Raw genomic sequence first — 26,709 nt, 5'->3', positions numbered from 1 at the left:
CCTCAGATCACGATCAGGTCGGCTTGCAAGGCGCCGGCCTGTTTCAAGGCTTCAAGGATCGCCATCAAGTCGCCTGGCGCTGCGCCCACCTGGTTCACCGCACGGACAATCTCATCCAGGGTGGTGCCGGGGCCGAACTTGAACATCGGCTTGGCTTCTTGCTGAGCATTCACCCGCGAACGCGGCACCACAGCGGTCTGGCCATTGGAAAGCGGCCCCGGCTGGCTGACGATCGGGTCTTCGGTAATGGTCACGGTCAGGCTGCCGTGGGTCACGGCCGCCGGCGATACCTTGACGTTCTGGCCGATCACGATGGTACCGGTACGCGAGTTGATGATGACTTTGGCGACGGCCTGGCCTGGGTCTACCTCAAGGTTTTCCAGGATCGACAGGTAGTCGACGCGCTGGCTTGGGTCGAGCGGCGCGGTGACGCGAATCGAGCCACCGTCGATGGCTTGCGCCACGCCAGGGCCGAGCATGTCGTTGATTTTGTCGACCACGCGCTTGGCGGTGGTGAAGTCCGAACGGTTGAGGTTCAAGGTCAGGCTGTTGCCCTGGTTGAAACCGCTCGGCACGGTGCGCTCTACCGAGGCACCGCCTGGAATACGCCCGGCCGATGGCACGTTGACGGTGATCTTCGAACCGTCGCGACCTTCAGCGTCAAAACCGCCCACCACCAGGTTGCCCTGGGCGATGGCGTAGACGTTACCGTCGATACCTTTAAGGGGCGTCATCAGCAAGGTGCCACCGCGCAGGCTTTTCGAGTTGCCCATGGACGACACGGTGATATCCACCACTTGCCCCGGCTTGGCGAACGGCGGCAAATCGGCGCTGATCGACACTGCGGCCACGTTCTTCAACTGCACGTTGCCCGAGCCCGGCGGTACCTTGATGCCGAACTGCGAGAGCATGTTGTTGAAGGTCTGCAAGGTGAACGGGGTCTGCGTGGTCTGGTCACCCGTACCGTTGAGCCCCACCACCAGGCCGTAGCCGATCAACTGGTTGGAGCGCACGCCGGAGATGCTGGCGATGTCTTTCAGGCGTTCGGCCTGGGCGACTGCGCTCAGGCTCAGCAGGAGTGCCGCCGCCATCAGTTGTTTGAGTTTCAAAGTGGCCACCTAGAAAGGGAACAGCGGGCTAAGGAAGAACCGGTCGAACCAGCCCGGCTGACTCGCATCTGCAAACGAACCCGTACCCGAGTAGGTAATGCGTGCGTCGGCAATCCGCGTTGAAGGCACGGTGTTGTCGGTGGAAATATCATCGGCACGCACCATGCCTGCGATGCGCACCAGCTCGTCGCCGGTATTGAGCGTCATCCACTTTTCACCGCGTACGGCGATGATGCCGTTGGGCAACACATCGGCGACGGTCACGGTGATCGAACCGGTCAGGCTGTTGCCCTGCCCCGCCGCGCTCTTGCCGTTGGTGGCACGGTCGCCGCTGTAGCCGGCGTCCAGGCTCAAATCGCCGCTGCCCAACGGGTTATTGGTGTTAAGGCCGCCACCGAACAGCGAGGTCAAGCCAATGCTGGTCTTGCTGGTCTTGCCGATCTGCGAGTTGGCGTTCTTGCTGGCCTGGGTCTTCTCGTTCAGGGTGATGGTGATGATGTCACCGACCCGGAACGCCTTGCGGTCGCTGTACAGGTTCTGTTCAAAACCGGCTTGATAGATCGAGCCATTGTTGGCAGCCGCCGGCAACGGCGTGCGTGGCAACACCGGCGCGTAGTACGGGTCATTGGGTTTCGGCGCGGGGGCGACACAGCCCGCAAGCACGGCGATCCCACTCAATGCCAAAACAGAAACGTAGCGATTCATGACCCTTACCTCACGGTGTTGCAGGCGCCAGAAAGGGCGCCCCATAGACTTGATTACAGATTCTGCGTTACGAACGAAAGCATCTGGTCGGCGGTGGAAATCACCTTGGAGTTCATCTCGTAGGCGCGCTGGGTGGTGATCATGTTGACCATCTCCTCAACCGTGCTCACGTTGGACGTTTCCAGGGTGCTTTGCAGCGTGGTACCAAAACCGTTCAAGCCAGGGGTGCCGATTTGCGGCGCGCCGCTGGAGGCGGTTTCCAGGAACAGGTTATTACCCACGGCCTGCAGGCCGGCCGGGTTGATGAAGTCGGCGGTTTGCAGGTTGCCGATCACTTGCGACGCGGGGTTGCCGGCGACGGTGATGGACACGGTGCCGTCGTTGCCGACGGTAAAGGTCTGGGCGTTGTTCGGTACGACGATGGCCGGTTCCAGAGCGAAACCGTTGGCCGTTACAACCTGGCCGTTGGCGTCCAGGTGGAAGGTGCCGTCACGGGTGTAGGTGGTGGTGCCGTCCGGCTGCAAAATCTGGAAGAAGCCCTTGCCGTTGATGGCCATGTCCAGCGGCTGACCGGTTTGCTGCAGGTTACCGGCGGTGAAGTTTTTCTGGGTGCCGACGATCTGCACACCGGTGCCCAGTTGCAGGCCCGACGGCAGTTCGCTGTCCTGGGTCGACTGGGCGCCTGGCTGGCGCTTGATCTGATAGAGCAAGTCCTGGAACTCGGCGCGATCACGTTTGAAACCCGTGGTCGACACGTTCGCCAGGTTGTTGGAAATGGTGGTCAGGTTGGTGTCCTGGGCGGACAAACCTGTTTTGGCAACCCATAGAGCCGGAAGCATGCCTTTCTCCTTCGTGCGCCTGTTTGTTGGCGCTGCGCTGCAAAATTAGTGGTCGGTCAGTAACGCGGCTATCAGCTCATCGCCATCACGCGGGTCATGGCCTGGTCGTCTTCCTTCGCGCTGTTCATCATCTTGATGTGCAGCTCGAACTGCTTGGAAAGCGCCAGTACCGCGGTCATTTCTTCAACCGCGTTGACGTTGCTCGCCTGCAGGAAACCCGAGGTCAGCGTGACTTTCGCGTCAGCCTGGGCTGGCTGGCCATCCTTGGTGTGGATGGTGCCGTCCAGGCCTTTGGTCATGTTCTTGAGGTCGGGGTGGACCATCTTGATGCGGTCCACTTCAGCCATCACGCGCGGGCCTTCGCCCATGGCGCGGATGCTGATGGTGCCGTCGGCACCCACTTCGACTTTCTGCTCGGGCGGCACGGCAATCGGGCCGCCGTTGCCCATCACCGGCATGCCGTTGCCGGTACGCAACACGCCGAGTGCATCGATGTTCATGCTGGCGCTGCGCACGTAGGCTTCGCCGCCATCGGGGGTTTGCACGGCGATCCAGCCATCGCCGCTGACGGCCACGTCGAGGTCACGACCGGTTTCGATCATGGCGCCCGGAGAGAAGTCGGTGCCTGGGCGTTCGCTCAGGGCAAATGCCCGCGCCGGAAAGCTGTCGCCAAACACCGGCATCGAACGCGCCTGCTCGAGGTCGCGCTGAAAACCGTTGGTGGAGATGTTCGCCAGATTGTTGGCGTGGGCCTTCTGAGCCAGTGCGTTCTGGCTGGCGCCGGTCATTGCCACGTAAAGGTATTTGTCCACGCTGTATCCTCTTTCTGACGAACGCTTGCCGTCCACCGCTGTACTGACAAGGCATAAGCAATTTGCGAACCAACTTTTGAAAAGTGGTTGAAGTGCAGATGGGACGGGGGTTTGCGGGCGACTTGGAGTTTTGCCCGGAGGGCGAGAGTCGAAAAAACGGCGGACTACTGCCGCTTCCGGCAACGAAGCAGATCAAATGGGGGAGCTGGCTTGCCTGCGATGGCGGTGTAACAGTGGCACAGGAGCCAACTGAACTACCGCTATCGCAGGCAAGCCAGCTCCCACCGTTTTACCCGCGCTCAGCCTTGAGAATTTCGTAATCGCGCAACTTATTGGCGATGGTGGTGTGGGACACGCCCAGCCGCTTGCCCAACTGCCGGCTGCTGGAGTGCTCGGCATACAAGGCCTCCAGCACCGCCTTCTCAAACCGCCCGACGATATCTTCCAGCCCACCCTCCAGCGAAAAGTCCCCAAGCGGCTGACGCACGCCATAATCCGGCAAGCGAATATGCTCGGCCTTGACCGTCCCGCCTTCACACAGCGACACCGCCTGAAACAGCACATTTTCCAGCTGCCGCACATTCCCCGGCCAGTGGTAATGACTCAGCCGCTCCATCGCCGCCGGCGCCAACTTGGGCAGCGGGCAGCCAATTTGCCGACTGGCCTGATCCAGAAAATGCTCCACCAACGGCGCCAACCCATCCAGGCAATCGCGCAAGGGCGGAATGTGCAGCGACAGCACGTTCAAGCGGTGATAAAGGTCCTGACGAAACTCACCACGGGCGCACAGCTCAGACAAATCCACCTGCGTTGCGCAAATCACCCGCACATCCAGATACACCTCTTCATCACTGCCTACTCGGCGAAAGCAACCGTCCTGCAAAAAACGCAGGAGCTTCACCTGCAACCGCGCGCTCATTTCCCCCACACCGTCGAGAAATAACGTACCGCCCGACGTGAGTTCCAGCAGCCCCAACTTGCCCTCGGCCCGCGCACCTTCGAACGCGCCGGGGCCGTAGCCGAACAGTTCGGTCTCGGCCATCGACTCAGGCAACCCGGCGCAGTTGAGCGCCATCAACGGCGATTGCCCGCGCGGGCTGGCCAGGTGGCAGGCGCGCGCCAACAGCTCTTTGCCGGTGCCGGTTTCGCCTTCTATTAATAGAGGTGCGTCCAGCGGCGCCATGCGCCGGGCCTCACGCACCACCGCAGCCATGACATTGGAGCTTTGGAAGATGCTGTCAAAGCCGCGCAGCTCTTGTTTGCGTACGTTGTAGATGCGCTCACCGACGCGGTCGGCACGGTGCAGAGTGAGCACGGCGCCGGCCATGGCTTCGCTGTCATCGTGTTCGGAAGATTGCAGCGGCGCGATGTCCGCCAGAAACACGTCACCCTTGACCTTGACCCGCAGGCCGTTGATCCGTGATTTGCTCGCGCGCACCAGTTCCGGCAGGTCAAAATCCTCGGCATAGCGCGACAACGGTATGCCCGGCACTTCGTCCACGCGCACCCCGAGCAACTGCGCCGCCGCGCGGTTGGCGGCGACAATCGAGCCGCCCATGTCGATGGACAACACCGGAAACTCCAGCGCGCCGAGCAGCGCGTTGAGCTCCATATGCCGACGCTCGCTGGGCATCAGCCCTACCCGCTTGACGCCAAATACCCCGCCAATGGCTTCGAACTGCGGGCGCAATGCCTGGAACTGCATGTTCACCAGGTTCGGGCAAAACAGGTAAATGGCGTTGCCATGCTCGCCGCCGACCTCGCCCTTGGCGACGTTGACGCCGTATTCCACCAGCAGGTTGAGGATGTCCCGCAGGATGCCGATGCGGTTCTGGCAATGCACTTTGATACGCATGAAAAGGCCCGAAAGGTGGGAAGGCGCCGCGACTTTTTGTCACTTGGCGCAGATAGTCGTCAAGATTATGTGACACCGCGTGACCTTTTCCCAGCCCAAGGCACCGACCAACGACGAATTCGTAACGAAATCTTTACGGAAATCGCTGATTTTTCCTACAACGCCAGTTCACAGATGGATGGATTCCGCTACCGTCCGCGCTATCAATAGGCACATCCCAGGACATAACAAAAACGAATGCCTAGCAGGAGAGCCGTATGAAGCAGACCCACTACGTGGCCCGCGAGCCCGATGCGAGTGGTTTTATCCACTACCCGCCGGAAGAACACGCGGTGTGGAACACCTTGATCACGCGTCAGTTGAAGGTGATCGAGGGCCGTGCCTGCCAGGAATATCTGGACGGCATCGACAAGCTCGGCCTGCCCATGGACCGCATCCCGCAACTGGGCGAGATCAATAAAGTGCTGGCCGAAACCACCGGCTGGCAAGTTGCCCGCGTGCCGGCGCTGATCCCCTTCCAGACGTTTTTCGAATTGCTCGCCAACAAACAGTTTCCGGTAGCGACGTTTATTCGTACCCGTGAAGAACTGGACTACCTGCAAGAGCCGGATATTTTCCACGAGATCTTCGGCCACTGCCCGCTGCTGACCAACCCCTGGTTTGCCGAGTTCACCCACACCTACGGCAAGCTCGGCCTCGCCGCCACCAAAGAGCAACGGGTGTACCTGGCGCGCTTGTACTGGATGACCATCGAGTTCGGCCTGGTGGACACGCCCCAGGGTCGGCGCATCTACGGTGGCGGCATTCTGTCGTCGCCCAAGGAGACGGTGTACTGCCTGTCGTCCGAGCCGGAGCATCAAGCCTTCGACCCGCTGGAAGCGATGCGCACGCCGTATCGCATCGACATCCTGCAACCGCTGTATTTCGTCCTGCCCGAGCTCAAGCGCCTGTTCGAAGTGGCGCAGGAAGACATCATGGGCATGGTTGAGCGCGGCATGCAGCTTGGCCTGCACGCCCCCAAGTTTCCACCGAAGCCAAAAGCTGCGTGAACCTTACATCTTGAGACCAGGTGAGTCTGTCCCCTGGCCCCGCGTTGCTTTAGGGTGACGCTACTGACCTTCACACATTCGAATTCAGGACATTTCCATGACCACCTTGAACCAAGCCCACTGCGAAGCCTGCCGCGCCGACGCCCCGCAAGTCAGCGATGAAGAGTTGCCGGTACTGATCAAGCAGATTCCCGACTGGAACATCGAAGTGCGCGATGGCGTGATGCAGCTGGAAAAGGTGTTTCTGTTCAAGAACTTCAAGTTCGCCCTGGCCTTCACCAACGCCATGGGTGACATTTCCGAAGCCGAAGGCCATCACCCTGGCCTGCTCACCGAGTGGGGCAAAGTCACCGTGACCTGGTGGAGCCACTCCATCAAGGGCCTGCACCGCAACGACTTCATCATGGCCGCGCGCACCGACGAAGTGGCCAAGAGCGCCGAGGGCCGCAAGTAATGCATTTTGATGCGATTGGCCGCGTGCCCGGCGACCCGATCCTCGGGCTGATGGACCTGTACGCCGCAGACGCCAACCCGAACAAGTTCGACCTCGGCGTAGGCGTCTATAAAGACGACAGAGGCCTGACACCGATTCCACACGCGGTAAAACTCGCCGAGCAGCGCCTGGTCGACACTCAGACCACCAAGACCTACATCGGTGGCCACGGCAACGCCGCGTTCGGCACACTGATCAGCGAACTGGTGCTCGGCGCCGACTCTGCGCTGATCCGCGAACGCCGTGCCGGCGCGACCCAGACGCCAGGCGGCACCGGCGCGCTGCGTTTGAGTGCCGACTTCATCGCCCACAACCTGCCTGGCCGTGGCGTGTGGCTGAGCAACCCAACCTGGCCGATCCACGAAACCATCTTTGCCAAGGCCGGGCTCAAGGTCAGCCACTACCCGTACGTGGGCGCTGACAATCACCTGGATGTGGCGGCGATGCTGGCGACCCTGTCCACCGTACCGAAAGGTGACGTGGTGTTGTTGCACGCCTGCTGCCACAACCCCACCGGTTTCGACCTGTCCCAGGATGACTGGCGCCAGGTGTTGCAGATCGTACGCGAGCGCCAGTTGCTGCCGTTGATCGACTTCGCCTACCAGGGCTTTGGCGACGGTCTGGAGCAGGATGCCTGGGCTGTGCGGCTGTTTGCCGCCGAGTTGCCGGAAGTGTTGATCACCAGTTCCTGCTCGAAGAACTTCGGCCTGTACAGCGACCGCGTAGGTGCATTGATCGTGTGTGCGGCGGATGCCGAGAAGCTCACGGATGTGCGCAGCCAGCTTGCTAACACCGCGCGTAACCTGTGGTCGACGCCGCCGGATCATGGCGCGGCAGTGGTCGCGACCATCCTCGGCGATACCGAGCTGAAAAACCTGTGGAGTGGCGAAGTGGAAGCCATGCGTTCACGGATTGCGCAATTGCGCTCCGGGCTGGTGGAAGCGCTGGCGCCACATGGGCTGGCCGAGCAGTTTGCGCACATCGGGGCGCAACGCGGGATGTTTTCCTATACCGGTTTGAGTGCCGAACAGGTGAAGCAACTGCGCGAGAAACACAGCGTGTATATGGTCAGCTCCGGACGGGCGAATGTGGCCGGCATTGATGCCACACGGCTGACGCTACTGGCACAAGCCATCGCCGACGTTTCCAACTGACGAAACCCAAGCAAACTGTGGGAGCTGGCTTGCCTGCGATAGCGGTGTCACATCCAAGAGAGATGTCGACGGATACACCGCAATCGCAGGCAAGCCAGCTCCCACATTTTTAACCGAGTGGACCTGTCAGCTGGTGACCAGCTCGGCTTTGAGCTGCGCTTGCCGCGCCTGCGCGTCCGCCAAGCGGTACAGCTCAATACTCCCGTCCCAGTGTTCGATCAACGCCGTGCACGACTCCACCCAATCCCCGCAATTGAGGTAATCCACCTCGCCCACCTTGCGAATCTCCGCGTGGTGAATATGCCCGCACACCACACCCTGCAACCCCCGCTTGGTCACTTCGTGGGCGATTGCCTCTTCGAAATCGCTGATAAAGCTCACCGCCGTCTTCACCTTGTGCTTGAGGTAGGCCGACAACGACCAGTAGCCATAGCCATACCGCGCGCGCCAATGATTGAGCCAGCGGTTCAGCGTGAGGGTGAATTCGTAGGCCGAGTCACCGAGGAACGCCAGCCAGCGATGGTAACGGGTGATCACATCAAACTGATCGCCGTGGATCACCAGCAAACGCCGGCCATCGGCGGTCACATGCACCGCCTCGTCGACCAACTGGATGTTGCCCAGAATCAGCTTGGAATAGCGGCGCAGAAACTCGTCATGGTTGCCAGTGACGTAGATCACCTCGGTGCCGCGCTTGGCCATGGTCAGCAGGCGGCGGATCACGTTGGTGTGCGCCTGGGGCCAGTACATGCCACCGCGCATTTTCCAGCCGTCGATAATGTCGCCCACCAGGTAAACCTTGTCGGCCTGGTAGCCCTTTAGAAACTGCGACAGGTGTTCTGCCTGGCAATCCCGGGTACCCAGGTGCACATCGGAAATCCACAGGGTACGAACCCGTTGCTTGCGGCTGGGGGGAGTGAACTCGGCACTGGTCATGGGCATCCCTCGACGGTGTTTTCGCGAGCTTGCGCCCTCGCGATTAATAGCCCATGACAGCCGTGCGTCAGTCTGATGACAGCGCGTAACCGCTGCGAAGCGTTGTAGACTGGCGGCTCGCCTCCCAGGAGACCGCGATGAGCCCGACCCTCACGCTACGCCACTACATCGAAGCGCCTCTCGCCCACAGCCATGACCATGCGCAGTTGGTGTTCGGCCTGTCCGGGCACCTGGACCTGGAAGTCGATGGCCGTGGCAGCCAAGTGCACGAAAGCAGCGTGATGGTGCTGCCGTTCTGCGCCCACCACACGTGCGGCAGCCGCGATGGCAGCCGCTGCCTGGTGCTGGATGTGCCCACCGAACACTGGGTGCTGCAATCGTTGGGCGAGCATGCCGACGCCAGCCGCCGCCTGCTTGACAGGCCCGCGCGCCTGGCCCTGGATTCCCGGCAAAGCCAACTGGTGCAATGGCTGGCGCACAGCCCGGTGAACGATCCGCTGATCGTCCAGCAAGGCGCCGTGCTGTTGCTCGCCAGCCTTAATCACCCCCTCGCCCGACCGCTGCCGGGTCGACGCCTGCCGTATGCGGCGTTCAATACGCATATCGAGCGGCACGCTGCGCATCCGTTGCAGGTGGCCGACCTTGCACACATCGCCGGCCTTTCCGTGGCGCGTCTGCATGCGCGCTTTATGGCCGAATGTGGGCAGACGCCGATGGACTACCTGCGCAGCCGTCGCCTGAAAATGGCCTTGAGCCTCTTGAAGGAAACACCCCTGCCCATCGGTGAAATCGCTGAGCGCGTGGGCTATAGCTCGCAAAGTGCCTTTGCAGCGGCGATGTTGCGCGAATTTGGCGCCTCCCCTGGCGCACTGCGACGTGCTGTGTAGGAAGAGTCCTGCGCTAAAAATCGCGAGCCGGACGACAGACGCACGCCCCCACTACCCTCTAGACTGCGATTCTTTCACCCCGCCTGTCCAAGGATCGCAATGACTCCCCGCACAGCCCTCGGCGCCCTGCATATCGGCGCATTGATGTTTGGCCTTACCGGCGTATTCGGCAAGCTGGCCGCGGCCTCGCCGGCCATCATCGTGTTTGGCCGCGCCGCCTTTGCCGTGGTGGCGCTCGCCGTGTTCGCGCGATTCGCCAGCAACACGCCCTGGAGAAAACTCGAGAGACGCGACTGGCGCCGTTTGTTGATCAGCGGCGTATTGCTCGCAGCACACTGGGTAACATTTTTCATAGCGGTCAAAGTCGCCGGCGTCGCGTTCGCCACGCTTGGGTTTACCGCCTTCCCGGCCTTTACCGTGATCCTTGAAGGGCTGATCTTCCGCGAGCGCATTCGCGCCAACGAAGTGTTGTTGGTGGCGCTGGTTACCGTTGGTTTGGTGTTGGTGACGCCAGATTTCAACCTGGCCAGCGAAGCCACGGGCGGGCTGCTGTGGGGCATCGCGTCGGGGTTGTTGTTCTCGTTGTTGTCACTGAACAACCGCGCCAGCGCCGGGCGAATTCCGGCGGTACAGGCTGCGCTGTGCCAGAACGTAGTAGTCGCCGCCTGCCTGTTGCCCGTGGCGGCGCCGGGGCTGGCGGATGTGCGTGCGCTGGATTGGTTATGGATCGGGCTGCTCGGTGTGTTCTGCACCGGCCTGGCCCACAGCCTGTTCGTCGCCAGCCTCGCGGTGATCAAGGCACGCACGGCGTCAGTGGTGTTTGCGATGGAGCCGCTTTACGGCATTACCGTCGCCTGGCTGCTGTTCGCCGAAACGCCGACTCTGCGCATGCTGCTCGGCGGCGCACTGATCATCGTCGCTATCGTGCTGTCCGGCCTGATGGGCAGCGCCAGCCAGGCCAAGCAACCGGCGGCCACCGCCTGATTATCCGGCGGTGCGGTCGTTGTGCCCCAAGTCGCGTTGCGGATCGATCTGGTCACGCACGCGCTGCTTGAGCACCTTGGCTTCCGGGAAGCCGCCGTCCGCCTTGCGCTCCCAGATCTGCACGCCATCGCAGGTGATGCGAAACGCTCCGCCAGTCGCCGGCTCCAGTGCCACGCGGGCGAGGTCGTCGCTGAACGTACTGAGTAGTTCCTGGGCCAGCCATGCGGCGCGCAGCAGCCACTGGCACTGCGTGCAATAAGTGATGACGATCTCGGGTTTGCTCGGCGACATAATTTGAGAGGTTCCTGCGTAACGGGCTCGGTGGATCGAGCGGCTATAATACCGGCCTTTATTGCCCAGCCCCGAGATTCACGATGCGCCGCCTGCTGTCCTGCCTGTTCCTGTGCTTGCTCCCCCTTCTCGCCGACGCCGTTGAAGCACCTCGCCCGAAAATCGGCCTGGTGCTGTCTGGCGGTGCCGCCCGTGGCCTGGCGCACATTGGTGTGCTCAAGGCGCTGGAAGAGCAAGGCATCCAGATCGATGCGATTGCCGGCACCAGCATGGGTGCGGTGATTGGCGGGCTGTATGCATCGGGCTACAAGATTGATGAGCTGGAAAAGCTCGCGCTGAATATCGACTGGCAGCAGGCGCTGTCCGACGCGCCGCCTCGGGAAGATGTGCCGTTCAGGCGCAAACAGGATGACCGGGATTTCCTGGTCAAGCAGAAGCTCAGCTTCCGCGACGACGGCAGCCTGGGCCTGCCACTCGGCGTGATCCAGGGCCAGAACCTCGCCCTGCTGCTGGAGAGCATGTTCGCCCACAGCAGTAACACGCGCAATTTCGACAAGCTGCCGATCCCGTTCCGCGCCGTTGCCACCGACATCACCACCGGCGAAAAAGTGGTGTTCAACAAGGGCCACCTGCCCCAGGTGATTCGCGCCAGCATGTCGATCCCCGCCGTGTTTGCGCCGGTGGAAATAGATGGCCGCCTGCTGGTGGATGGCGGCATGACCGACAACATTCCGCTGGATGTGGCGCGGGAAATGGGCGTCGACATCGCCATCGTGGTCGACATCGGCACCCCGCTGCGTTCGCGCAAACAGCTCAACACCGTGGTGGATGTGCTCAACCAGTCGATCACCCTGATGACCCGGCGCAATTCAGAGGAGCAGCTCAAGGCCCTGAATCAGAAAGACGTACTGATCCAGCCTCCCTTGGCGGCCTACGGCGTGACGGATTTTGGTCGCGCCAAGGACATGATTGACGCTGGCTACCGCGCCACGCGCGCCCTCGACGTACGCCTTGCGCATTTGCGCCCTGCCCAACCGATCGACCCGGAACTGGTGGCGGCGCGCACCCCGGGCGAACGCACGCCGGTGATTACTGCGATCAAAGTAGAGAACGACTCGAAAGTCAGCGACGACGTGATCCGCTATTACATCCGCCAAACCCTCGGCGAGCCGTTGAACCTGGGCCGACTGCAAACCGACATGGGCACTTTGTACGGCCTGGATTATTTTGAGCAGGTGCAATACCGCGTGGTGAAAAAGGACCAGGACAACACGCTGGTGATCAGCGCGCGCGGCAAACGCAGCGGCACCGATTACTTGCGACTGGGCCTGAACCTGTCGGACGACATGAGGGGCGACAGCGCCTTTAACCTCGGCGCGAGTTACCGCATCAACGGCATCAACCGCCTCGGTGCCGAATGGCTGACGCGGGTGCAAATCGGTGATCGCCAAGAGCTGTACAGCGAGTTCTACCAGCCGATGGACACCGGTTCCCGCTACTTTGTCGCGCCCTACATCAGTGCCCAGGCGCAAAACGTTGAACTGATTCTGGACAACGACCCCATCTCCGAATACCGCCTGGAGCGCTACGGTTTCGGCCTGAACGTGGGGCGGCAAATTGGCAACAGCGGCGAGATCCGCTTCGGCGTCGGCGAAGCCTGGGGCAAGGCGGACGTGCGCATTGGCGACCGCAACCTGCCGAGCGTGAGCTTCAATGAAGGCTTCTATGAACTGAAGTACTCCTTCGACTCTTTCGATAACGTGTACTTCCCTCACACCGGCGAAGACATCGGCCTGGCTTACCGGGAATTCGAACCGGGCCTGGGTTCGGATCAGCGTTATCGCCAGTGGGAATTCAAGCTGGACAAGGCCATGAGCCACGGCCCGGACACGCTGATTCTGGGCGGCCGCTACGGGCGTACCCTGGATAAATCCGACGTAGTGATCTCCAGCTTCCTGCTCGGTGGTGCGCGGCAGCTGTCAGGCTTCAGGGAAGATGCGATCTCGGGGCAGAACATCGCCCTGATGCGCGCCGTGTACTACCGCCGCCTGACGCCGCGCTCGTACTTGCCACTGGACTTCCCGCTGTACCTCGGAGCCTCGCTGGAACGGGGCCGGGCATGGAACAACGACAATCAGTTCGACAGCGGCTACATCAACGCGGCGAGTGTTTTCCTGGGGTTTGATACGCCGTTGGGGCCACTGAACTTCAGCTACGGGTTCAATGATGCCAATGAGCAGGCGGTGTACCTGAACCTGGGCCAGACGTTTTAGGGCAACGCAAATCAACTGTGGGAGCTGGCTTGCCTGCTCCCACATTTTGATCTGCTGCGGGCTCGCGATCAGGGCTTTTCCAGATTCGACAAAATGTGCCCATGCACGCGCATGCATACGCTTAAATCTGCTTCATCCACGCCCACAAACAGCTCATGGCGCAGGGCCGTGGCGATGGTTTCGATCTGTTCGATCAGCGGGCGGGCCGTGTCACACAGCAGGATGCGCTTGGCACGGCGGTCTTCCAATACTGCCTGGCGCTGAACCAGGCCTTGGCCCTCGAGGCTGTCGAGCAGCCGTGCCAGGGTCGGCCCTTCCACGCCGACGCTCTGCGCCAGTTCCCGCTGAGTCGGTGCTTCTTCGAAACGGGCGAGGTGCAACAGCACCAGCCAACGCGCCTGGGACAAGCCCAGCCCCGCCAGACGGCGGTCCAGCTCGGCGCGCCAACCTCGGGACATTTGCGCCAGCTGCATGCCAAATCGGTGTTGATCGGTTAACGGCATAAAAAACTCATGTTTTAGACTGAAAATAAGATGTGGCTAATTATTAGTCAGCTAAGCATGAGCCATGCCAGTAGGCAAGAGTTGCTATGTACTGATTCGTTACATTGTCGCAATTGACGCACTAAATCTCGAATTCAGACTGCAAAGCGGCGCGTACGCAGTACAAAACGCCTTCTGGAACACGCCCGGTAAACAGCGGGGCAATCTCCGAAACGGGTGGTAATTCGCCTTCACCGTCGAGGAAGGCATCCTGGATTTCACCGAGCAAATCTTCCGGTAAATCAAGCGCCTGCTCAAGGGACAACTGCTGCTTGCCAATGGATTCTGCGAGCAAGGCGTAGACGTTTTTTTCCGAGCATTGCAGCTGGCCGGCGATCTGGATCGGGGTCATGCCGGCTCGCGCCAGGCTGATCAGCTCGTGGCGAATATCGGCCACTTCCTTCGGTGCTTCCTCCTGACCGCCGAGCACTTCGAGGAAGGCCTGGCCGTAACGCTCCAGCTTGCGCGCACCCACGCCACTGACCCGGGCCATCTCGGCCATGCTGGTTGGCTGCTCGCGCAGCATCTCAAGCAAGGTGGAGTCGGGGAAAATAACGTAAGGCGGCACGCTGTGTTCCTGCGCCAGTTTGCGGCGCAGGGTGCGCAAGGCTTCCCACTGTTCGCGTTCTTCGCCACGCACCAGTTGGCTGGCCTGGCTGGTGCTGCTGCTCTTGGCGGTGGTTTGCGGCTTGAGGTCACGGCGCAGCTCCAGGCTGACTTCGCCCTTGAGCAACGGCCGGCAATTGTCGTTCAAGCGCAGGCCGCCATACCCTTCAATGTCGATATCGACCAGATTGCGTGCAACCATTTGCCGAAACAACGAACGCCATTCGCCTTCGGCGCGGGCCTTACCGACGCCGTAGACCGAGAGTTTTTCGTGGCCGAAGCTGCGGACTTTTTCGGTGTCCTTGCCCAGCAATACATCCACCAGATGGCCGACGCCATAGCGCTGGCCGGTGCGGAAGATCGCCGACAACCCCTGGCGCGCCGGTTCGGTAGCGTCCCAGGTCTGCACACCATCGACGCAGTTGTCGCAGTGGCCACAGGGCTCGGGCATGTCTTCATCGAAGTACGCCAGCAGCGTTTGTCGGCGGCAGCGGGTTTCTTCACACAACGAGAGCATGGCATCGAGCTTGTGTTGCTCCAGACGCTTGTGACGCTCGTCGCCTTCGGAGTTCTGCAGCATCTGCTTGAGCATCACCACATCTTGCAAACCGTAGACCATCCACGCATCCGCCGGCAGGCCATCACGGCCAGCGCGACCGGTTTCCTGGTAATACGCCTCGAGGGATTTGGGCAAATCCATGTGCGCAACAAAGCGCACGTTGGATTTGTCGATGCCCATGCCGAACGCGATGGTCGCCACCATGATCAAGCCTTCCTCGTTGAGGAAGCGCTTCTGGTGGGCCGAGCGCGTTTCATTGGGCAAACCGGCGTGGTACGGCAGCGCCGGGTAGCCTTGCTCACACAGGAACGCGGCGACTTCATCGACCTTTTTGCGCGACAGGCAATACACGATGCCCGCGTCGCTGCGCCGTTCGGAGAGGAACGCCAGCAACTGCTTGCGCGGCTGTTCCTTGGGCACGATGCGGTAGAAAATATTCGGCCGGTCGAAGCTCGACAGAAAGCGCTCGGCATTCTGCAAGTGCAGGCGCTCGACGATTTCTTCGCGGGTACGTTTGTCAGCGGTGGCAGTCAGGGCAATGCGCGGCACATCGGGGAACAGCTCGGCCAATTGGCCCAGTTGCAGATACTCGCGACGGAAATCGTGACCCCACTGCGACACACAGTGGGCTTCGTCGATGGCGAACAGCGCAATTTCGAGGCTCTGCAAAAACGCCAGCATACGCGGCTGCACCAGGCGCTCGGGCGCCAGGTAGAGCATCTTGATTTCACCGCGTTTGATCCGCGCAGCCAGGTCGCGCTGCTGCTCGGCACTGAGCGTGGAGTTCAAGGCCGCAGCGGCAACCCCGAGTTCTTCAAGGGTGGCGACCTGATCGTCCATCAATGCAATCAGCGGCGACACCACCACCGCCAGGCCATTACGCAACAGCGCAGGCACCTGGAAGCACAACGATTTACCGCCGCCGGTAGGCATCAAGACCAGGGCGTCACCGCCATTGGCCACGCGCTCAATGATCGCACCCTGACGGCCACGAAAACTGTCGTAGCCGAAGATGTCCTTGAGAACGCGTTGAGCCTGCTCGAGCATGTAAAACTCCAAAATGGTGCCGAAATCCCTCTGTACAGGCTGGCCGAAAAAACACGCGGTCACGGGAAATAATCCGTAAGCGAAGTTTTCTCGAAGTGCCGCTCGGCCTGCAGGGGCATCGCAAAACGCGGCAGTATACCCGAGCATCATCCCTCAAAGGGCGCCGCTGACGAATTGCAGCCCGTCTCTAAAAGGTGGCAAATCTGCATGGCGGCTGGCCTGGGCGCTCAAGAAAGCCTAGAATTCAGCATCGTTTATTCCCAAGGTAATCCTTCAATGTCCTTCGCTGAGCAACTAACCCGCCTGCAAGCCTTCCTCGACGCTGATGAGCTGCATGACGAGGCGCTGGACTACGTGGCCGCTCACGGCTATCTGACCGCCCTGTCGATCTGTTCCGACATCGTGCCGGACCGTGAGTGGATTGACGCCTTGTTCGCTGAAGAACCGCATTACGCCGATGATGCTCAACGCGAAGAAATCGAATCCACCCTGTTGGCCCTCAAGGCTCACATCGGTCGCCAACTGGCCGCCGATGAAGAATTCGAGCTGCCGTGCGAACTGGACCTGGGCGAAGAGCCGGACGATTCCGACCTGCGCGGCTGGTGCATCGGCTTCATGGAAGGTGTGTTCCTGCGCGAAGCAGCCTGGTTCGAAACCGCCGAAGAAGAAGTCAGCGAAATGCTGCTGCCGATCATGGTCGGCTCGGGCCTGTTCGACGACCAGCCGGAATTCTCCGACATCGCCGCCGACGCCAACCTGATGGACGACATGATCGTGCAGATCCCGGAAGCCCTCACCGCGCTGTACCTGCTGTGCCACGCGCCTGACGAAAAACCGGCGATCCTCAAGCCACGTCACCACTGAGTCGTTTGCCCGTGACACCCATGGGCAACCGTTCGCTGCTCCTGCGCTACGTGCTGCTGGCCATCGGCTGGCTAAGCGTGGCGTTGGGGGTGATCGGTATTTTCCTGCCGGTACTCCCGACCACGCCTTTCCTCCTTCTCGCCGCCGCCTGCTTCGCTCGAAGCTCCCCGCGCTTTTACGACTGGCTGGTGCAACACCCGCGCCTTGGCCCGTGGATTCGTGACTACCTGGACGGCAATGGCATCCCGCTTAAAGGCAAGGTCTACGCCATCGGCTTGATGTGGCTGAGCATTGGTTTCTCCTGCTACCTGGTGCAAATGCCATGGGCACGCGGGTTCATGCTGACCAGTGCCGTGCTCGTGACGATCTATATCCTGCGCCAAAAGACCCTGCCGCCCCGCTCTTGACCCCCTGTGACATAAAAACTCACGCGACCTTGGTCGACACTGACTAACCCCAGGCATCATGCGAGACTGTCCAACCGGGCCTGGAATGCCCGGGTGTTCTTATGCTCGGAGTTACCATGACGCTGTCCAGCGGGCTGATCGCCGCCGTTGCCCTGGCCTATATGGCCATTATGTTTGCCATCGCCTTTTACGGGGACCGCCGCCGTGCGCCGCTGCCGCCCCGTGTGCGAGCGTGGGTGTACAGCCTGTCGCTGGCGGTGTACTGCACCAGTTGGACGTTCTTCGGCGCTGTAGGCCAGGCCGCCGAACAGTTGTGGGCATTTTTACCGATCTACCTGGGACCGGTCCTGCTGCTGGTGCTGGCACCCTGGGTGCTGCAAAAGATGATCCTGATCAGCAAGCAGGAAAACATCACCTCGATTGCCGACTTTATCGCCGCGCGCTACGGCAAATCCCAGTCCCTGGCCGTGGTGGTCGCGCTGATCTGCCTGGTGGGCGTGCTGCCCTATATTGCCCTGCAACTCAAAGGCATCGTGCTCGGCGTAAACCTGTTGATCGGCGCCGGCGCCGATACCACGGGCACTCGCGCGCAGGACACGGCCCTGATCGTGTCATTGGTACTTGCGCTGTTCACCATCGTGTTTGGTACGCGCAACCTCGACGCCACCGAACACCACCGTGGCATGGTGCTGGCAATCGCGTTTGAATCGCTGGTCAAGCTGTTCGCATTTCTCGCGGTCGGCGCGTTTGTAACCTATGGCCTGTATGACGGTTTCGGCGACCTGATCAGCCAGGCGATGCTGGCGCCGCGCCTGGAAGAATACTGGCAGGAGACCATCAACTGGCCGTCGATGGTGGTGCAAACCGGCGTGGCGATGATGGCGATTATCTGCTTGCCTCGCCAGTTCCATGTGACCGTGGTGGAAAACATCGACCCTCAGGATTTGCGCCTGGCCAAGTGGGTGTTCCCGGCGTATCTGATCCTCGCCGCACTGTTTGTGATCCCCATCGCCCTCGGCGGCAAAATGCTGCTGCCCGGCTCGGTGCTGCCCGACTCCTACGTGATCAGCTTGCCCATGGCCGAAGCGCACCCGGCCCTCGCCGTGCTGGCGTTTATCGGCGGTGCGTCGGCGGCGACCGGCATGGTGATCGTCGCCAGCATCGCCTTGTCGACGATGGTCTCCAACGACATGTTGCTGCCCTGGCTGTTGCGCCGCTCAAGCGCGGAGCGGCCATTCGAAGTGTTCCGCCACTGGATGCTGTCGGTGCGCCGCGTCAGCATTGTGATCATCCTCTTGCTGGCCTACGTGAGTTACCGGCTGCTGGGTTCTACCGCGAGCCTGGCGACCATCGGCCAAATCGCGTTTGCCGCCGTGACCCAGCTGGCGCCAGCGATGCTTGGCGCGCTGCACTGGAAGCAGGCGAACCGGCGCGGCGTGTTCGCCGGGCTGGCGGCGGGTACGTTCTTGTGGTTCTACACGCTGGTTTTACCGGTGACGGCGAAAAGCCTGGGCTGGTCGCTCAGCCTTTTCCCCGGCCTCACGTGGATGCATTCCCACCCCTTTGGTTTGACGGTCACCTCGCTGACCTTGGGCACGGTGTTCTCCCTGGCGGGCAACTTCACGCTGTTTGTGTGGGTGTCGATGCTGTCGCGCACGCGAGTCTCCGAACACTGGCAGGCCGGGCGTTTTATCGGCCAGGAAATCAGCCAACGCGCCAGCGCGCGGTCGATGTTGTCGGTGCAGATCAGCGACCTGCTCAGCCTCGCGGCGCGTTTTGTCGGTGAGGAACGCGCCCAGCAGAGTTTCATTCGCTTCGCCTATCGCCAGGGCAAGGGTTTCAACCCCAACCAGAACGCCGATAACGACTGGATTGCGCACACCGAACGCCTGTTGGCTGGCGTGCTTGGCGCTTCTTCGACGCGCGCCGTGGTAAAGGCTGCGATTGAAGGTCGGGAAATGCAGCTGGAGGACGTAGTACGCATCGCCGACGAAGCCTCTGAGGTACTGCAGTTCAACCGCGCGCTGCTGCAAGGCGCGATCGAAAACATCACCCAGGGCATCAGCGTGGTCGACCAGTCGCTCAAGCTGGTGGCCTGGAACCGACGCTACCTGGAGTTGTTCAACTACCCCGAAGGCTTGATCAGCGTGGGCCGGCCGATTGCTGACATCATTCGCTACAACGCCGAACGCGGCCTGTGCGGGCCGGGCGAGGCCGAGGTGCACGTGGCGCGACGCCTACACTGGATGCGCCAGGGCCGCGCGCACACCTCCGAGCGGCTGTTTCCGAATGGACGAGTGATTGAGTTGATCGGCAACCCGATGCCCGGCGGCGGGTTTGTCATGAGTTTTACCGACATCACCGCGTTTCGTGAAGCCGAGCAGGCATTGACCGAGGCCAACGAGGGCCTGGAGCGGCGGGTGACCGAGCGCACCCATGAGCTGTCGCAGCTTAACGTGGCGCTGACCGACGCCAAAGGCGTGGCCGAAACCGCCAGCCAGTCGAAAACGCGCTTTTTGGCCGCCGTCAGCCATGACCTGATGCAGCCGCTGAACGCCGCGCGGCTGTTCTCTGCCGCCCTCTCCCACCAGAACGACGGCCTGTCTGCCGACGCCCGGCAGTTGGTGCAACACCTGGACAGTTCGCTGCGCTCCGCCGAAGACCTGATCAGCGACCTGCTGGATATTTCGCGCCTGGAAAACGGCAAGATCAACCCGCAGCGTCAGCCGTTTGTGCTCAACGAGCTGTTTGACACGCTGGGCGCCGAATTCAAGGCGCTGGCCCAAGAGCAAGGCCTGCGTTTCCGGTTGCGCGGCAGCCGCGTGCGCGTAGACAGCGACATCAAACTGCTGCGACGGATTCTGCAGAATTTTCTGACCAACGCCTTCCGCTATGCCGACGGCCCGGTGCTGCTCGGCGTACGCAGGCGCAAGAACGAACTGTGCCTGGAAGTCTGGGACCGTGGCCCCGGCATTCCGCAGGATAAACAGAAGGTGATCTTCGAAGAGTTCAAACGCCTGGACAGCCATCAAACCCGCGCAGAAAAGGGCTTGGGCCTGGGCCTGGCGATCGCCGATGGCTTGTGCCGCGTGCTGGGTCATCGCTTGAGCGTCCGCTCCTGGCCCGGCAAAGGCAGCGTGTTCAGCGTGCGCGTACCGCTGGCGCCTCATCAGGCCAGCCCTCAGGTCAAGGCGGCCCAGGACACCGGGCTGCCGCTGAGCGGCGCGCAGGTGCTGTGTGTCGATAACGAAGAAAGCATCCTGATAGGCATGCGTAGCTTGCTGACACGCTGGGGCTGCGAAGTGTGGACGGCCACCGACCAGGCTCAATGCGCGGCGCTGCTGGCTGACGGGGTACGCCCGCAATTGGCGTTGGTGGATTACCACCTGGACCACGGTGAAACCGGTACTGAGTTAATGGGCTGGCTGCGCGCGCAACTGGCGGAGCCGATTCCAGGGGTGGTGATCAGTGCCGACGGGCGCCCGGAGATGGTGGCCGAGGTGCACGCAGCGGGGTTGGATTACTTGGCCAAACCGGTGAAGCCGGCGGCGTTGCGGGCGTTGCTCAGTCGGCATTTGCCGCTGTAGGAAAGCTTGGCTCAACGCCCGGTGGGAACTGAATTGTGTGGGAGCTGGCTTGCCTGCGATGCAGGCAACTCGGTAGGTCAGTTACACCGTGGTGAGGCTATCGCAGGCAAGCCAGCTCCCACAAAAGCCAGCTGCCCCATTTTTGATCCGGTGTTATTCAGGTACATGCGCCACACCGTCGGCATCGGTCATGGCTTTTTCCAGCAAATCAGACGGCAGGCTTTTACTCGCGCGGGCTCCCAACAGCCTTAATTGCTCGGTACGACTGACCAGGTTCCCGCGCCCATCCGTCAGCTTGTTCCGCGCCGCGCTGTAGGCTTTATCCAACTGTTGCAGACGGTTGCCCACCTCGTCCAGGTCCTGGATAAACAGCACAAACTTGTCGTACAGCCAGCCGGCGCGCTCGGCGATTTCCCGGGCGTTCTGGCTCTGGCGTTCCTGCTTCCACAGGCTGTCGATCACCCGCAGGGTGGCCAGCAACGTGGTTGGGCTGACGATGACGATATGGCGGTCGAACGCTTCCTGAAACAGGTTTGGCTCGGCCTGCAACGCCGCAGAAAACGCCGCCTCAATAGGCACAAACAACAACACAAAATCCAGGCTGTGCAGGCCTTCCAGACGTTTGTAATCCTTACCGGCCAAGCCTTTGACGTGGTTGCGCAGCGACAACACATGCTGCTTCAAGGCCGCCTGACCGATCACGTCATCATCGGCGCCAACGTACTGTTGATAGGCCGTGAGGCTGACTTTGGAGTCGACCACCACCTGCTTGTCGCCTGGCAACATGATCAACACGTCCGGCTGAAAGCGCTCGCCGTCCGGGCCTTTAAGGCTGACCTGAGTCTGATACTCGCGGCCTTTCTCCAGCCCGGCGTGCTCCAGCACCCGCTCAAGGATCAGCTCACCCCAATTACCCTGGGTTTTCTGGCCCTTGAGTGCGCGGGTCAGGTTGGTGGCTTCGTCCGACAGGCGCAGGTTCAGTTGCTGCAGGCGTTCGAGTTCCTTGGCCAGGGAAAAACGCTCACGCGCTTCGTTCTGGTAGCTTTCTTCGACCCGTTTTTCAAACGACTGGATGCGTTCTTTCAAAGGGTCAAGTAGTTGCCCGAGGCGCTCCTGGCTGGTTTCGGCAAAGCGCTGCTCACGCTCATCGAAGATCTTCCCGGCCAGCTCGGCAAACTGTGCCCGCAGCTCGTCACGTGAGCCTTGCAGGTCGGTCAGGCGTTGCTGATGGCTGTCTTGTTGTTCCCGCAGCTCGGCGCGCAAGGCGGCGGACAGCGCATCGAGGCGACGCAGCTCGGTTTCCTTGGCGCTGCGGTCGAGGTTCCAGGCATGGGCGGCGTCACGCGCGTTATCGCGGTCGATCTGCAGCAGTTCGACTTCACGGCGCATGGCGGCCAAGTCAGCTTGTTTTGCGGAGTTGGCCTGGCTCAGGTCGCTGATTTCGTCGCGACTGGCGTCGAGTTGAGCCGCAAGCCCTTCCTGGGCCAGTTGCGCGGTGGCAAGGCGCTCTTCAAGCAATTCCCAACCGGTAGTGCGTGCGGTCAGCCGCCGTTGAATCTGCCAGCACAGCGCCAGTAACGGCACGCCAGCGCCAGCAAGGCCCACGGCAATACTTGTCCAGTCAAAAGCCATCGCCATTTCTGCCATCACGAAAAAGGGAGAGGTTAACGGAGCACAAGGCTAGACGACAGCTCAGTCTTCGACCTGGCCCAATTCGCGCTGAGCGCGACGGTCACCGGCGCGGGCGGCCAGGCGCAGCAGGTCGTGGCCAATGCGGCGGTCGCGGGCGTTGCCGCACTCACGGCACATCAATTCGCCCAAGCGGCTCTGCGCGGCCACGACACCGTGACGGGCCGGTTGCTTGAGCAAACGCCCGGCGAAGTGTTTGACGTTGGTGTGCTGCCCCAGGCGCGGGCTGTCGAGCAGCCATACGGCAACTTTCAAGAACAGCCGCTCGGGTGCGGTAACAGTGTGCGGGGTGTCGGTAACATCGGGTGATACTGAGCGAAACTTCATAAAACACTGTGGGACAGATCGGAAGGCGCGCCACTCTACTCTTTTTTTCCTACAGGTAAAGCTGAAAAAAACCTGCACGCCCGTTCTAGAGCAAGCGCTCGGGACAATCCACAGAAGCTGTGGATAACTCAGTGGACAACCCAGCTTTAACTCGCGCAAAGGCCCATGGAACGGGGGCCGCAGTCAAACTGACGATTTTTTCACCAATAAAAAAAAGCGATACTTTTCATTGACTTAAATTTTCATTGCAGGCAAATGGTGCCGCAACCGGGCACGGGGCCGCGTGTCTACACACCTCGCAACTAATGTGCACAAGTACCCATCCACTGGTTATATGAGCGAGGCTTTTTGCTTCATCTGCGTGGAAAAATGTTACCGGTGGGCCAAAACCGCGGGACTTTTCAAATCTGCTCAGGCTCGCCACACTGGCCGACCCACCACACAACACTGTAAGGGTCGATGAAAGGAATTCTGATATTCGCGCTGCTGTTGTTGGCCATCTGTGCGACCTCACTGGGCATCAACGCGGCACTTCCTTCCCCCGACGGCGCGTTGTTTGCTATCGCCATCCTGCTGTCGGCCGCGTTTACAGCGGCGAGTCTGTGTATCGAACTGGGTGAAGGCAGAATCAATGACATGCGCGACGTGATGAAAGTCATCGAGACCGGCCGCTCCTGGCGTTTGACCCTTGCGGCCTACGGGCTGGGCTGCTCACTGGCGGCGGCGGTCACGGTGCTGGTCTACCGCGGGCTGCTGGGCGGTTGATTGAAGTTTTTTTGCTGGCGCGCTTTCTTTCCCTGTTTCAATCCGTTACTATCCGCCGCGTTAGTACCAAGCTGAAAGTCAATTCTGGTCGAACAACTCCCCTGAACAACACGGGATCGACCACCTCGATGGTTTCCAGGTATCACTTGCGACGACACTGCCTTTGAACAAGCAAAGGGTGTCGCTAAGTCTCAATACTCTGACCGAACCAGCCTGCAAATTGATCAGGATCTTCACCCTGGGCCCAGAACCTTTGCCCCTGTTGTGTTGCCTGCCCTCCTAAGTACCTACCTGCCAGCCCAAGCGCGCCTAACTTATTAGCGCTTCAAACTGGCTGCTTTGTTCCAGTCGGGTTCTTCGTTCGATCAATGGTGATCAACGTCACTGGAACGTTTTAACGTTGCACGGTTCTTAACCGTGTCATTTGTAGGAACACCAATAATTATGTCGACTATCCACACTCAGGATGCCATTCGCACCCTCACCAGCGCTTTTGCCCCAATGAACTGCCTGATCATGGCCGCTCGCAAAGGCTGCTTCAGCTTCACCCTGGTCAACGAACACGGCATCGCTCGTCACAGCGAACGCCTGTACCCCGATCAATACTCCAGCGCAGAGCCGCTGCAGGCCGTGATCGAGCGTACCCGTCAGGCACTGGTTGCCTGATCGACCCGAGTCGCTGAAACACAAAAAACCCTGTTTAAAACACAGGGTTTTTTATTGCCTGAAATTTAGGTCTGGCGCACGTTTACTAAGTTCAAATAGATATAAACGTTATAACTGAATGAAGAAGATGTTTTAAAAACAGTCCTTTACAGCACAAATATGACACTACACTTCAACTCAAGCGGCGTGATCCGCTTGCGACGGGCCTGAGATCCGATTCACAGCTGCCAAGCCCTCCCTCTCGGGCACCGTCGACCACTTTCATGGACCGAGGCTTGTATAAGTATCGCCGCCAGTGAATTGTGTCGTTATGTGATCAGGCCGACGTTGATGTACCTCGGTTGCCATAACCAGACGGCTGAATCCCTGCTGCTGGGCATCGCTGCCAGCCAGTCGGAATTAGGCTCCGCCTTGCATGACCGGCGCGGTCATGGCCTGTACAGCATCACCGAACCCCGCCACCGCGCCCTCTGGGACAACTACCTGGCGCTGGACCCCGAGCGCGCCAGCCTGGTGCGCGGGCTGGCCAGCCAACATGCATTCCTCAGCGCGCCCCAGCTGGAACTCACGGTTAACTTGCGCTACGCCACGGCCATCGCCTGGCTTCTGGTCGAACAACAGCGCCCTGCGCTACCGCCGCCCGGCGACGTGCTGGCCATGGCACGTATCTGGAAAGAAATATTTCACCCTCAAGGACGGCTGCGGGATTTCACCCACGCCTGGAAAACCTGTGTTTCACCCCTGAATCAGGTCACTTGTTGATCGGGCGTCTTGCAAGATTCGGCTAAAGACGGTGAATCTGGTCTGATTGTCCTACAAAAAGGCTCTATCTCCTGCATTACAGCCTATAGCGCGAACTTAAAATTATTGTTACTTTCCGCAGCGGTGATCACCACGGAGTTCTAATAATGAAAAAAGTAATGCTCAAGACCACACTTAGCCTCGCCGTTGCCATGGCATCTTCCCAACTGTTCGCAAGCGGCTTCGCCCTTAACGAACAAGACGTCGCCGGCATGGGTACGGGTTTCGCCGGCCGCTCTTCTTCTGCCGATAACGCCAGCACTGTTTATGGTAACCCTGCCGGTATGGCTCGCCTTGACGGCCAGCAAATCACCGGTGGTGTCGCAGCCATTGACGCGACCACCGACATCAAAGACGCCAGCGGTCGCTCCCGCGGCAGCAACAAAGGCGACATGGTGCCGTTCACCGCTGTTCCGTTTGGTTTCTACACCAATAAACTCAATGATCAGTGGGCTGTCGGCTTTGGTGTCTACGCACCGTTCGGCCTGAAGACTGACTACGAACGCGGCTTCCAGGGCCGGGCTTTTGGCAACAAGAGCGAAGTGGCGGTCATCACTTTCCAGCCGACTATCAGCTACGCCTTCAATGACAAGGTGTCGATCGGTTTTGGCCCGACCATCAACCGCATCACCGGCACGCTGGAATCGCAGCCAAACCTGGGCCTGCTGCCACTGCCTGGCCTGGCGGGCACCGGTGACAACAAAATCAAAGTCAAAGGCGACGACACTGCCCTTGGGTTCAACGCCGGTATCCTGGTGCAAGCCACTGACACCACCCGCGTCGGCCTGACCTACCACTCGAAAGTTAAATACAAACTCGAAGGCCACACCGACGTCACCCCTGGCACTGGCGTTCCAGCGGCCTACCTGGGTGCCGGTCGCTACGACGCCTCGCTTAAAGTTGACACCCCTGAATCCTGGGACGCGTCGGTCACTCAAGACCTGAGCGATGCGTGGAAGGTTTACGGTGGTGCGACCTGGACGCGCTGGAGCCGCCTGAAAGACATCACCGTCAACAACGAAGGCGTGACCCGTGCAGGCGGTGCGCTCGCACCTCAGATCGTCGGCCGCATCTCGGAACCGCAAGACTGGCACGACACCTGGGCTTACGCGCTGGGTACTTCGTATCAGGTCACCAAGCAAGTGGTGCTGCGTACCGGTCTGACCTTCGACCAGTCGCCGACCAACAACACTGATCGTTCGCCGCGCATTCCTACCGGCGACCGGACCATCTTCAGTGTCGGCCTGGGCTATGCGGTGATGGATAACATGACCGTCGACCTGGCTTACTCCTACCTCAAGGAAGAGCCAGTGAAGGTTAACAAGCAGAACGCGCTGGGCCAGACCTACGCGTCGAAGTACGAAAACAGCGCCAACGGTTTCGGCCTGGGCGTGACGTACAAGTTCTGATGTAAACCGATAAAAAAGCCCCGCTCTCCTGCAAGGGAGGCGGGGCTTTTTAG

Annotated in this window: 24 protein-coding genes; 13 read left to right on the top strand and 11 right to left on the bottom strand. The window is 60.6% G+C overall.

The window, feature by feature from the left end; translation table 11 throughout:
• Window positions 1–2: 2 nt before the first annotated feature.
• The 5 genes from ACP7A2_RS08840 to ACP7A2_RS08820 form a co-directional block, all read right to left on the bottom strand.
• Complete coding sequence (locus ACP7A2_RS08840) at window positions 3–1,091, bottom strand: flagellar basal body P-ring protein FlgI (RefSeq protein ID WP_078738632.1); 1,089 nt, start codon at window positions 1,089–1,091, stop codon at window positions 3–5.
• A 27-nt stretch (window positions 1,092–1,118) separates the two neighbouring features.
• Window positions 1,119–1,814 carry a flagellar basal body L-ring protein FlgH gene (flgH, locus tag ACP7A2_RS08835; RefSeq protein ID WP_375067160.1) on the bottom strand — a complete coding sequence of 232 codons (696 nt, stop codon included), beginning with the start codon at window positions 1,812–1,814 and terminating at the stop codon, window positions 1,119–1,121.
• A gap of 53 nt (window positions 1,815–1,867) precedes the next feature.
• Entirely contained in the window at window positions 1,868–2,653 is a 786-nt protein-coding gene (flgG, locus tag ACP7A2_RS08830) for a flagellar basal-body rod protein FlgG (RefSeq protein ID WP_348055603.1), read from the bottom strand.
• A gap of 71 nt (window positions 2,654–2,724) precedes the next feature.
• Window positions 2,725–3,465: a flagellar basal body rod protein FlgF gene (locus tag ACP7A2_RS08825; RefSeq protein ID WP_426133909.1), complete on the bottom strand. Its 741-nt coding sequence runs from the start codon at window positions 3,463–3,465 to the stop codon at window positions 2,725–2,727.
• 289 nt (window positions 3,466–3,754) lie between these two features.
• Window positions 3,755–5,320, bottom strand: coding sequence for a sigma-54-dependent transcriptional regulator (locus ACP7A2_RS08820; protein ID WP_426133908.1), 1,566 nt, complete (start codon window positions 5,318–5,320; stop codon window positions 3,755–3,757).
• 257 nt (window positions 5,321–5,577) lie between these two features.
• Between ACP7A2_RS08820 and phhA the strand changes: the two genes are divergently transcribed.
• The 3 genes from phhA (at window position 5,578) to ACP7A2_RS08805 (ending at window position 8,016) form a co-directional block, all read left to right on the top strand.
• Window positions 5,578–6,369, top strand: a complete 792-nt coding sequence (gene phhA / locus ACP7A2_RS08815; RefSeq protein ID WP_348055609.1) for a phenylalanine 4-monooxygenase — start codon at window positions 5,578–5,580, stop codon at window positions 6,367–6,369.
• A 97-nt stretch (window positions 6,370–6,466) separates the two neighbouring features.
• Window positions 6,467–6,823, top strand: a complete 357-nt coding sequence (locus tag ACP7A2_RS08810; RefSeq protein ID WP_375067155.1) for a 4a-hydroxytetrahydrobiopterin dehydratase — start codon at window positions 6,467–6,469, stop codon at window positions 6,821–6,823.
• Window positions 6,823–8,016 (top strand): amino acid aminotransferase, encoded by a 1,194-nt coding sequence (locus ACP7A2_RS08805; RefSeq protein WP_426133907.1) that lies wholly within the window; start codon window positions 6,823–6,825, stop codon window positions 8,014–8,016. The genes ACP7A2_RS08810 and ACP7A2_RS08805 overlap by 1 nt, the downstream gene beginning before the upstream one ends.
• A 126-nt stretch (window positions 8,017–8,142) precedes the next feature.
• Here the strand turns inward: ACP7A2_RS08805 and ACP7A2_RS08800 are convergent, their stop codons facing one another.
• Window positions 8,143–8,952, bottom strand: coding sequence for a UDP-2,3-diacylglucosamine diphosphatase (locus tag ACP7A2_RS08800; RefSeq protein ID WP_426133905.1), 810 nt, complete (start codon window positions 8,950–8,952; stop codon window positions 8,143–8,145).
• A 137-nt stretch (window positions 8,953–9,089) separates the two neighbouring features.
• On the opposite strand from ACP7A2_RS08800, the gene ACP7A2_RS08795 reads away from it, so the two are divergent.
• Both ACP7A2_RS08795 and ACP7A2_RS08790 read left to right on the top strand, forming a co-directional pair.
• Window positions 9,090–9,839, top strand: a complete 750-nt coding sequence (locus tag ACP7A2_RS08795) for an AraC family transcriptional regulator (protein ID WP_426133904.1) — start codon at window positions 9,090–9,092, stop codon at window positions 9,837–9,839.
• A gap of 99 nt (window positions 9,840–9,938) precedes the next feature.
• Window positions 9,939–10,823: a DMT family transporter gene (locus ACP7A2_RS08790; RefSeq protein WP_426133903.1), complete on the top strand. Its 885-nt coding sequence runs from the start codon at window positions 9,939–9,941 to the stop codon at window positions 10,821–10,823.
• Here ACP7A2_RS08790 and ACP7A2_RS08785 read toward each other — a convergent pair whose 3' ends face one another.
• Complete coding sequence (locus ACP7A2_RS08785; protein ID WP_375067147.1) at window positions 10,824–11,114, bottom strand: SelT/SelW/SelH family protein; 291 nt, start codon at window positions 11,112–11,114, stop codon at window positions 10,824–10,826.
• An 83-nt stretch (window positions 11,115–11,197) separates the two neighbouring features.
• Between ACP7A2_RS08785 and ACP7A2_RS08780 the strand changes: the two genes are divergently transcribed.
• On the top strand, window positions 11,198–13,387 hold the full coding sequence (locus ACP7A2_RS08780; RefSeq protein ID WP_426133902.1) for a patatin-like phospholipase family protein: 2,190 nt from the start codon (window positions 11,198–11,200) through the stop codon (window positions 13,385–13,387).
• Between the two features lie 68 nt (window positions 13,388–13,455).
• Here the strand turns inward: ACP7A2_RS08780 and ACP7A2_RS08775 are convergent, their stop codons facing one another.
• Both ACP7A2_RS08775 and recQ read right to left on the bottom strand, forming a co-directional pair.
• Complete coding sequence (locus tag ACP7A2_RS08775; RefSeq protein ID WP_426133901.1) at window positions 13,456–13,890, bottom strand: MarR family transcriptional regulator; 435 nt, start codon at window positions 13,888–13,890, stop codon at window positions 13,456–13,458.
• 121 nt (window positions 13,891–14,011) lie between these two features.
• Window positions 14,012–16,141: a DNA helicase RecQ gene (gene recQ / locus ACP7A2_RS08770; protein WP_426133900.1), complete on the bottom strand. Its 2,130-nt coding sequence runs from the start codon at window positions 16,139–16,141 to the stop codon at window positions 14,012–14,014.
• 276 nt (window positions 16,142–16,417) lie between these two features.
• Between recQ and ACP7A2_RS08765 the strand changes: the two genes are divergently transcribed.
• The 3 genes from ACP7A2_RS08765 (at window position 16,418) to ACP7A2_RS08755 (ending at window position 20,999) form a co-directional block, all read left to right on the top strand.
• Window positions 16,418–17,005, top strand: a complete 588-nt coding sequence (locus tag ACP7A2_RS08765; RefSeq protein ID WP_426133899.1) for a UPF0149 family protein — start codon at window positions 16,418–16,420, stop codon at window positions 17,003–17,005.
• Window positions 17,006–17,025: 20 nt separating this feature from the next.
• Window positions 17,026–17,412 (top strand): YbaN family protein, encoded by a 387-nt coding sequence (locus tag ACP7A2_RS08760; RefSeq protein WP_348055627.1) that lies wholly within the window; start codon window positions 17,026–17,028, stop codon window positions 17,410–17,412.
• A gap of 116 nt (window positions 17,413–17,528) precedes the next feature.
• A complete protein-coding gene (locus ACP7A2_RS08755) occupies window positions 17,529–20,999 on the top strand; it encodes a hybrid sensor histidine kinase/response regulator (RefSeq protein ID WP_426133898.1) in 3,471 nt (1,156 codons plus the stop codon).
• Window positions 21,000–21,152: 153 nt separating this feature from the next.
• On the opposite strand, the gene rmuC is transcribed toward ACP7A2_RS08755, so the two are convergent.
• Both rmuC and ACP7A2_RS08745 read right to left on the bottom strand, forming a co-directional pair.
• Window positions 21,153–22,517, bottom strand: a complete 1,365-nt coding sequence (rmuC, locus tag ACP7A2_RS08750) for a DNA recombination protein RmuC (protein WP_426133924.1) — start codon at window positions 22,515–22,517, stop codon at window positions 21,153–21,155.
• Window positions 22,518–22,691: 174 nt separating this feature from the next.
• Window positions 22,692–23,015 (bottom strand): sel1 repeat family protein, encoded by a 324-nt coding sequence (locus ACP7A2_RS08745; RefSeq protein ID WP_426133897.1) that lies wholly within the window; start codon window positions 23,013–23,015, stop codon window positions 22,692–22,694.
• Between the two features lie 459 nt (window positions 23,016–23,474).
• On the opposite strand from ACP7A2_RS08745, the gene ACP7A2_RS08740 reads away from it, so the two are divergent.
• From ACP7A2_RS08740 to ACP7A2_RS08725, 4 genes are all read left to right on the top strand, one after another.
• Complete coding sequence (locus ACP7A2_RS08740; RefSeq protein WP_426133896.1) at window positions 23,475–23,780, top strand: hypothetical protein; 306 nt, start codon at window positions 23,475–23,477, stop codon at window positions 23,778–23,780.
• Window positions 23,781–24,221: 441 nt separating this feature from the next.
• Complete coding sequence (locus ACP7A2_RS08735; protein ID WP_375067183.1) at window positions 24,222–24,446, top strand: hypothetical protein; 225 nt, start codon at window positions 24,222–24,224, stop codon at window positions 24,444–24,446.
• A gap of 279 nt (window positions 24,447–24,725) precedes the next feature.
• Entirely contained in the window at window positions 24,726–25,208 is a 483-nt protein-coding gene (locus tag ACP7A2_RS08730; RefSeq protein ID WP_426133923.1) for a hypothetical protein, read from the top strand.
• Window positions 25,209–25,354: 146 nt separating this feature from the next.
• The gene (locus tag ACP7A2_RS08725; protein ID WP_348055637.1) at window positions 25,355–26,656 is read left to right on the top strand and encodes an OmpP1/FadL family transporter; all 1,302 of its coding nucleotides are present in this window, start codon (window positions 25,355–25,357) and stop codon (window positions 26,654–26,656) included.
• The last annotated feature ends 53 nt before the right edge of the window (window positions 26,657–26,709 follow it).

Origin of the sequence: Pseudomonas sp. PWP3-1b2 (genome assembly GCF_049896045.1) — a bacterium.
GTDB lineage: Bacteria > Pseudomonadota > Gammaproteobacteria > Pseudomonadales > Pseudomonadaceae > Aquipseudomonas > Aquipseudomonas antarctica_B.
The sequence above is the reverse complement of the archived record's forward strand: the minus strand, read 5'-3'. Positions and strand labels throughout refer to the sequence as shown.